Here is an 8,122-nt window from a genome sequence, read left to right as displayed (position 1 = left end):
TTCCCATTCCGAACACAGAAGTTAAGCCCACCAGCGCCGATGGTACTGCTAACGCGGGAGAGTAGGCCGCCGCCAGTTTTTATTTTATTTTTAAAATCCTTTATCATTACGATAAAGGATTTTTTTTTTGTTATATACTTTGAGAGAGATATACATACCCATACCCCATTACTAGATAAGTACAAGCAATCATTTTTAAAATCAAACAGGATAAACCTTACTTCTATGGAATTGGTTGCAATTATTAACCATTACTATATTACTCATTGCTTATCATTAGCCCCGATAGAAGCGGTTACCCCGCAGCAGGAATTGGAAAAAAGGGATAAGAAATGAAAACGCTATGGCGCGAGGAGTATGAGTGAATAGCGGGAGTAAGCTCCTGATCATACTTTACCTACTTGTTTTCAATTTTATTTACGAATTTAAAAACTTGGAGTTTTCAGATAACAACGAAAACGGCTATCTCAAAAACTGAGATAGCCGTCTTTTTATTTATAAAATATTAATCAGACTTGAATAACACCTAAATTAAATTTCTCTGTAATAGGAGAGTGGTTAGCAGCTTCTATTCCCATAGAGATCCACTTTCTGGTATCTGTAGGGTTGATGATAGCATCAGTCCATAGTCTAGATGCTGCATAGGTAGATTCAGTTTGTTTTTGATATTTCTTTGTAATGGTGTTTAGAATTTCGTTGTGTTCTTCTTCTGAAATTTCTTTCCCTTGTTTTTTCAGTGTTGATTCCTGGATTTGTGCCAATACTTTTGCAGCCTGAGTTCCTCCCATTACTGCCAGATCAGCCCAAGGCCATGCAACAATAAGTCTAGGATCATAGGCTTTTCCACACATAGCATAGTTTCCTGCACCATAGGAATTTCCTGTAATAATAGTAAATTTAGGAACAACAGAATTAGAAACAGCATTTACCATTTTAGCACCATCCTTGATGATTCCACCATGTTCTGACTTTGAACCCACCATGAATCCGGTAACATCCTGTAAGAAAATTAAAGGAATTTTTCTCTGATTACAGTTGGCGATAAATCGTGTCGCCTTATCTGCAGAATCGGAATAAATTACTCCTCCAAACTGCATTTCTCCTTTACCACTTTTAACTAACTTTCTTTGATTGGCTACAATTCCTACAGACCAGCCATCAACTCTTGCTGTAGCACAGATAATACTTTTGCCATAATCTGGTTTGTATTCTTCGTATTCAGAGTTATCTACAATGCATTTAATAATTTCGTAGGTATCATACTGCTCAGCTCTTGAAACCGGCATAATTCCGAAGATATTGTCTGGGTTTTCTTTTGGAGGAAAACTTTCTATTCTATCAAAACCTGCTTTTTCAGTACTTCCGATAGATTTCATGATGTTTTTGATTCTATTAAGAGCATCTTTATCATCTTTAGCCTTGTAATCGGTAACTCCTGAGATGGAGCAGTGTGTAGTAGCTCCTCCAAGTGTTTCATTATCGATGCTTTCTCCAATGGCAGCCTTTACAAGGTAACTTCCGGCAAGGAAAATAGAGCCTGTTTTATCCACGATCATAGCCTCATCACTCATAATAGGAAGATAGGCTCCACCAGCCACACAGCTACCCATTACAGCTGAGATCTGGATGATTCCCATAGAACTCATCTTAGCATTATTTCTGAAGATTCTTCCAAAGTGTTCTTTATCGGGGAAAATTTCATCCTGTAATGGAAGATAAACTCCTGCAGAGTCTACCAGATAGATGATCGGAAGCTTATTTTCCATAGCAATTTCCTGTGCTCTCAGATTTTTCTTTCCTGTAATTGGAAACCAGGCACCTGCTTTTACAGAGGCATCATTGGCAACAACAATACATTGTTTTCCGGAAACATATCCGATAACAATGACAACACCTCCACTAGGACACCCTCCATGCTCTTCATACATTTCATAGCCTGCAAACGCTCCAATTTCTATGGAATCTGAACCTTTATCAAGAAGATAGTCTATTCTTTCTCTTGCAGTCATTTTTCCCTCATCACGAAGCTTCTGAAGCCTCTTTTCACCGCCTCCTTTTTTGATCTCGGCAAGCAAGCGATTTATCTCTGATAATTTTAATCTGTTCTGATCTTCTCGTTTGTTGAATTCGATGTCCATAGAATTTTCAATTTTTTACGCTTAAAGATACTATTTTTATGAGGAATATGAATTGGAAGTAAAACAAGTGTTTAATAGTTTGGTTATTAGTAAATTGTGAAATTTTTAACAAAAAAATATTTTCAAATAATTTATATTTTTTCTAACTTTACATAAGAGTAAGAGCGGAGATATTCTCTGCAAAATACTCTGTTCCTAGTTTATTTTTTTAATAGTTTATTATTTGAAGGCCCTGAAAGTTTAACCAATTTTCAGGGTTTTTTATTATCAAGTATTTCTAGTAGTATTTCCTATATTCTACAATAGTAAGATGGGTGACAGGATTTTTATACTTTGTATATCTTTTAAATGGAATAAATCCTAGTTTTTCTGGAATTTTCTTACTGGCTATATTTTCTTCATCTACAGGATATAGAATATATTTAAAAGTAAAATTATTTTCCAGAAATTCAATGAGAGCCATTATAATTTCAGTTCCTAATCCATTTCCTTGAGAATTCTTTTTTAACCATAGCCCCAACTCAATAGACTCTTCTGTTATATTATGAATGCCGCAACATCCAGTAAAATCTCCATTTGAATCCAGAGCAACCATTACCAGATCTGTATTTTGTAATAAAGTTCTTTTTGATTCTTCGACAAAGCTGACAATATCTTGTCTATTACCTTGTGGATTAAAAGGCATATATCTGGTGACATCACTAGTAAAATACTCTAAAATATCATCTATATATGTATCTTCAACAGGCTGTAAGGTGAGACGTTCAGTTTTGATTTTTATGTCTGGATTTAACATCATATTCTTAAAGGAAAAGTATTGGTTTTTTACTTCTTTTGAACTGTTTTTTCAGAAAATTAATAGAATGGGTTATCCATTAGAAAGAAAAACGATTAAAAAACTTTATTTACCACTTTTTTATTAATGTAAATTTATATTTTTTGTGAGATTTATAAAAGTCTATGTGTAAATTTGCATGTTAAAATTTAAAAGAAGATAGGACATGCAAAAATTAGCACTTTTCAGATTGCACTTAATAGTATTTTTATGGGGCTTCACTGCAATTTTAGGAAAACTGATTCATGCCAATGCTCAGATTCTGGTATTTTACAGAATGCTTTTTGCAGCTATTTTTCTTTTCGTATTTATTAGAGTGTATAAAAAGGAAAGCATAAAGGTTTCCAAAAAAATATTCTTTCAGCTTGCGGCAATAGGTGTTGCAATGGCGCTTCATTGGTATTGTTTCTTTTATTCTATTAAGGTTTCAAATGTTTCTATTGCATTAAGCTGTCTGTCTTTATCTACTCTTTTTGCCTCGATATTAGAACCTATTATTTTTAAAAGAAAGATCGACGTATCGGAAGTTGTGATGGGAACGGTGATTGTTGCCTGTATTTTATTGATTTTTAAAACCGAATTTCATTTTAAAGAAGGGATTATATATGGAATTTTTTGTGCCGTTTTTGGAACTATTTTTTCCGTTTTCAATGGTAAAATGTTTGGTAAAACGAGTTCCGGGAATATTATTTTTTACGAAATTTTCTGTGGTTGGTTCGTTTTAATGTTATTTTATCTGTTCTCAGGTCAAATTTTTCAGATGAATGAAATAAACTACAGGGATATGGCGTTAATATGCTTGTTGGCCAGTGTTTTTACTGCTTTTCCAATGCTGGAATCGGTGAAATTAATGAAGTATATATCGCCTTTTACTCTAATTTTAACAGTTAATTTGGAACCTGTTTACGGAATTATACTAGCTTTTTTTATCTTTGGGGAATCAGAACATATGAGTCCTATTTTTTATATTGCTTCAGGTGTTATGATACTGGCAATCATTGTGAATGGATTAATGAAAGCCAGAAAAACAAAAAAACTTTAACTAGCATCAATTTTTATGATGAAAAAATATTTTTTACTTGCATTTTCACTGCTCTTTGGGCTGTCTCAATCCCAGATTATCAGGAAATATTCCAATGAATTCTTAAATATCGGTGCCGGAGCACGAGGTCTGGCAATGGGAGGAGCTGTTATTTCCAATCAGGATGACGTATACTCACCAATGTGGAACCCTGCAGGTTTAATGTCTATTGAAAAAGACTGGCAGGGAGCTGCAATGCATGCTGAATACTTTGAATCTATTGCTAAATATGATTATCTGGCCTATGCGAAAGTATTGGAAGAAGGGGTATTTGGGGTTTCAGTAGTGAGACTTGGAGTAGATAATATTTTGAATACTACCCAGATGATTGATTCCGAAGGGAATATTGATTATGATAAGATCACAAAATTTTCTCAATCTGATTATGCTGCTATACTTTCTTATGCATTCCGACCTGGTGGAAATCCAAATCTGGATGTAGGGGTGAATGCAAAAATTGTTTACAGAAATGTAGGGAAATTTGCAAATGGATATGGTTTCGGATTTGATGTAGGAGCTATTTATAAAGGAGAAAACGGATGGAAATTCGGGGGAATGGTAAGAGATATTACGACTACGGTTAACTTTTGGAGTATTAATCAAAAGGAATTGTCAACAGTTGTGAATGGGGAAGAATTTAACCCGGCACCAAAGGATAAAATGGAACTTACAATGCCTAAACTGAATGTAGGGGCAAGTAAACTGTTTGAGATTAACAGTAGCGTCTATGTATTGCCGGAAGCGGGAATCAATGTAGATTTTGCAAAAACAGCCTCATTAATTTCTACAGATTTTGCAAGTATCAGTCCTTATGCAGGAGCAGAACTTGGGTATCAGAAAATGATCTTTGTAAGATTAGGGATCAACAGATTTCAGTCTATTACAGATATAGAGGATTTAAAAAGAAAAGTTTCTTTCCAGCCTAGTGCGGGTATTGGGATCAGATATAGAGGACTTACACTGGATTATGCTATTACAAATTCAGGAATAGGTGGTTCTAATTTCTATTCTAATTTCTTCTCGCTTAAACTGGATATGGGAGCATTCAGAAATGATTAAAATGACAAACATGAAAAAAATATCGATATTATTGTTGGCGGTATGTTCAACAGCTATTTTTGGACAGAATATTTCAGACTATAAATATATATCTGTTCCGGTAAAATTCCAGACATTCAAAAACAATAGCTATGGTTTGGAAGCTTATTTATCAAAAGCTTTAAAAAACAAAAGTTATGTGGTTTTACCTGCAAGTGTAGACCAATGGCCATCAGAAGCTAAAGATAACTCATGTAATGTGGTGACTGCAGATGTCTTAAATGATAAAAGTTTATTTACAAATAAAGTAATATTACAGTTTAAGGATTGTAATAATAAAATTATTCTTGAATCTAAAGGACGTTCTGATATCAAAGAATTTGAAGAAGGTTTTCCGGATGCATTAAAGCAGGCATTGGTGAAAGTGAGTGTTTCCAGCCCAACAGCGATGCTTCCGGCTCAAACACAATCTTCAAATGTAACCCATACTGTTCAGACCTCTTCTTCTGAAACAACAACAACTTCTTCTTCGGTTTCAACTACTACAAGTAACTATTCTAATGGTAAATCAGATTTGCAGAAAATACAAATTGATGCCAATCAGTTTATTTTAGCTAAATCAGGAAGTTCAGTACCATTTGCTGTTTTTAAGACAACATCCAGAAAAGATGTATTTATTGTAAAACTGGCTGACGGGAACACTACCATTGGGTATTTTGAAAACGGAAATATTGTAATTGATATTCCGCAGGCTGACGGTAGATATTCTAAGGAAGTATTTGCAGGGAAATAAATATTATATTTTACTCAATTTAAATAAAAATAAGCTCTTGAAAAAGAGCTTATTCTTTTTGAATATGTTGATGTGTTTTTTCTCTTTTTTAAGACATGTACATTAGTATTTAAACTGTTGTCATGTAATTGTGGAAGCCATTAGTAATGAGAAAACTTGCATTTAGAATAAAGGATATTACCAATGGTAAATTTATAAAATGAGAATTATTTTTACGGTATTATTGCTTTTGATTAATAATACTAATTTACGAAAAAAATACAAATAATGTTATTATTTGTGATAAATTTTAAAATTATTTGTATTTCGTTATTATATATATCTTTTTTTAAGGATTTTTAAGTGTTTGTGTCTCTTGTTGGAGAAATAAACATTGATTGAAAATTCAATACTGAAAGTTCAATTATTTGTGAATAATTTATCAGTATGATATAGCTGATTAGCTATTGGTATTGAAAAATTCCCAAATCACCTTAGCTTTACTTTTTCCTAAAATCTCCTCTAGAGTTTCCAGATTAGATTCTTTAATTCGTTTAACGGACTTCAGTTTGGATAGTAATAACTCAATGGTTTTTTCACCTACACCTGGAATTTCTTCCAATTCAGATTTTATGGTAGAATTTTTTCTTCTGGTTCTGTGATGCTTTACTCCAAAACGGTGAGCCTCATCCCGCACTCTTTGCAGAATCTTTAAGGTTTCAGATTTTTTATCAAGATACAATGGGATAGGATCTTCCGGGAAGAAGATTTCTTCGAGCCTTTTGGCAATACCTACAATCGTGATTTTCCCATAAAGACCAAGCAATCTTAAGCTCTTTACAGCAGATGATAGCTGTCCTTTTCCCCCATCAATAAGAATAAGCTGTGGGAGATTTTCGCCCTCATCCAGCATCCTTTTGTAACGGCGATAGATCACTTCTTCCATAGTGGCAAAGTCGTTAGGCCCTTCCACCGTTTTAGGATGAAAAATTCTATAATCTGCCTTACTGGGTTTACCATCTTTAAAAACGACACAGGCAGAAACCGGGTTCGTTCCCTGAATATTTGAGTTATCAAAACCTTCAATATGTCTTGGTTCCACGGGCATTCTGAGAAGCTTCTGCATTTCAGCCATGATTCGATTGGTATGCCTTTCCGGATCAATGATCTGAACCTGCTTTAGTTTTTCCAGACGATATTCCTTTGCATTTTTTTCTGAAAGTTCCACAATTCTCTTTTTGTCTCCAACCTTAGGAACAATAAGCTTCACATTCGGAATTTCTACCGAGAGATGAAAAGGGAGAAGAACTTCCTTTGAATCGGAAGAAAATTTCTGCCGAATTTCAATCAGGGCTTCTTCCATGATATCTTCATCTGTTTCTTCCAGGATTTTTTTGATCTCTGTGGTAAAGCTCTGAATGATATTTCCGTTTCTTATCTTAAAGAAGTTGATGTAGGCAGCAGTTTCATCGCTGGTCATTCCAAAGACATCTACGTCATCAATGTTTGGATTTACAACAGTATTCTTAGCCTGATAATCTTCCAGAATATCCAATCTTTCTTTAATGATCTGAGCCTCTTCAAACTTAAGGTCAGAAGCCTGTTTCATCATCTGATTGACAAGATACTCCTTAGCCTTTCGGAAGTCTCCTTTAACTATCCCACGGATGGCATCTATTTTCTCATCATAATCCTCCTTACTTTCAAGATCCTCACAAGGGCCTTCACAGTTTTTAATATGATATTCCAGACAAACCTTATATTTTCCCTCGGAAATTTTGTTGGGAGCAAGATTCAGGTTGCAGGTTCTGAGTTTATAAATATGTTTAATGGTATCCAATAAGATCTTTGCAGGACGTACCTTTGCATAAGGCCCATAATATTCGGAACCGTCTTTGATTTTATTTCTGGTAAGAAAAATTCTGGGAAAATCTTCATTTTTGATGCAAATCCAAGGATAGGTTTTATCATCTTTCAACATTACGTTATAAAACGGCTGATGTTCTTTGATCAGATTGTTTTCCAGTAAAAGAGCATCATACTCGCTGTTTACAATGGTGGTTTCCAGACGCTGGATCTTACCGACCATTATTTTAATTCTGTACCCGGATAAATTTTTATTAAAGTAGGAGAGAACCCTTTTCTTTAAATTTTTTGCCTTTCCGACATACAAAAGTTGTTCGTTTTTATCATAATAACGATAAACGCCGGGTTCAGATGGTAAGGTTTTAAGCTGTAATTCTAAAGAAGGATTCATA

The 8,122-nt window shown here is 34.2% G+C and carries 6 protein-coding genes and 1 rRNA gene; 4 read left to right on the top strand and 3 right to left on the bottom strand.

The genetic code is table 11. The annotated features are described in order from the left end of the window. Positions 1-78: ribosomal RNA gene (gene rrf, locus C1638_RS22855) — 5S ribosomal RNA — on the top strand; the annotation flags it as partial. Between the two features lie 431 nt (positions 79-509). Here rrf and C1638_RS17855 read toward each other — a convergent pair. Then, on the bottom strand, positions 510-2,138 hold the full coding sequence (locus C1638_RS17855; RefSeq protein ID WP_109623238.1) for an acyl-CoA carboxylase subunit beta: 1,629 nt from the start codon (positions 2,136-2,138) through the stop codon (positions 510-512). A gap of 277 nt (positions 2,139-2,415) precedes the next feature. Beyond that, positions 2,416-2,937, bottom strand: a complete 522-nt coding sequence (locus tag C1638_RS17850) for a GNAT family N-acetyltransferase (RefSeq protein ID WP_109623237.1) — start codon at positions 2,935-2,937, stop codon at positions 2,416-2,418. Positions 2,938-3,139: 202 nt separating this feature from the next. Between C1638_RS17850 and C1638_RS17845 the strand changes: the two genes are divergently transcribed. Genes C1638_RS17845 through C1638_RS17835 form a run of 3 tightly spaced genes read left to right on the top strand, consistent with a single transcriptional unit; the run spans position 3,140 to position 5,885 of the window. Beyond that, positions 3,140-4,015: a DMT family transporter gene (locus tag C1638_RS17845; RefSeq protein WP_109623235.1), complete on the top strand. Its 876-nt coding sequence runs from the start codon at positions 3,140-3,142 to the stop codon at positions 4,013-4,015. A 15-nt stretch (positions 4,016-4,030) separates the two neighbouring features. Further along, the gene (locus tag C1638_RS17840) at positions 4,031-5,113 is read left to right on the top strand and encodes a putative type IX sorting system protein PorV2 (protein ID WP_076356084.1); all 1,083 of its coding nucleotides are present in this window, start codon (positions 4,031-4,033) and stop codon (positions 5,111-5,113) included. Positions 5,114-5,123: 10 nt separating this feature from the next. Beyond that, complete coding sequence (locus C1638_RS17835; protein WP_228428204.1) at positions 5,124-5,885, top strand: hypothetical protein; 762 nt, start codon at positions 5,124-5,126, stop codon at positions 5,883-5,885. 439 nt (positions 5,886-6,324) lie between these two features. Here the strand turns inward: C1638_RS17835 and uvrC are convergent, their stop codons facing one another. Continuing rightward, a complete protein-coding gene (uvrC, locus tag C1638_RS17830) occupies positions 6,325-8,121 on the bottom strand; it encodes an excinuclease ABC subunit UvrC (protein ID WP_109623230.1) in 1,797 nt (598 codons plus the stop codon). Between the last annotated feature and the right edge of the window lies 1 nt (position 8,122).

Origin of the sequence: Chryseobacterium oncorhynchi (genome assembly GCF_002899895.1) — a bacterium.
In the GTDB taxonomy this organism is placed as follows: Bacteria; Bacteroidota; Bacteroidia; order Flavobacteriales; family Weeksellaceae; genus Chryseobacterium; species Chryseobacterium oncorhynchi.
The sequence above is the reverse complement of the archived record's forward strand: the minus strand, read 5'-3'. Positions and strand labels throughout refer to the sequence as shown.

Bases quoted from the DNA above. Each gene is read 5' to 3' on its own strand.
- C1638_RS17850 (WP_109623237.1), bottom strand. From the start codon at position 2,937: ATGATGTTAAATCCAGACATAAAAATCAAAACTGAACGTCTCACCTTA.
- uvrC (WP_109623230.1), bottom strand. From the start codon at position 8,121: ATGAATCCTTCTTTAGAATTACAGCTTAAAACCTTACCATCTGAACCC.
- C1638_RS17835 (WP_228428204.1), top strand. From the start codon at position 5,124: ATGAAAAAAATATCGATATTATTGTTGGCGGTATGTTCAACAGCTATT.
- C1638_RS17845 (WP_109623235.1), top strand. From the start codon at position 3,140: ATGCAAAAATTAGCACTTTTCAGATTGCACTTAATAGTATTTTTATGG.
- C1638_RS17855 (WP_109623238.1), bottom strand. From the start codon at position 2,138: ATGGACATCGAATTCAACAAACGAGAAGATCAGAACAGATTAAAATTA.
- C1638_RS17840 (WP_076356084.1), top strand. From the start codon at position 4,031: ATGATGAAAAAATATTTTTTACTTGCATTTTCACTGCTCTTTGGGCTG.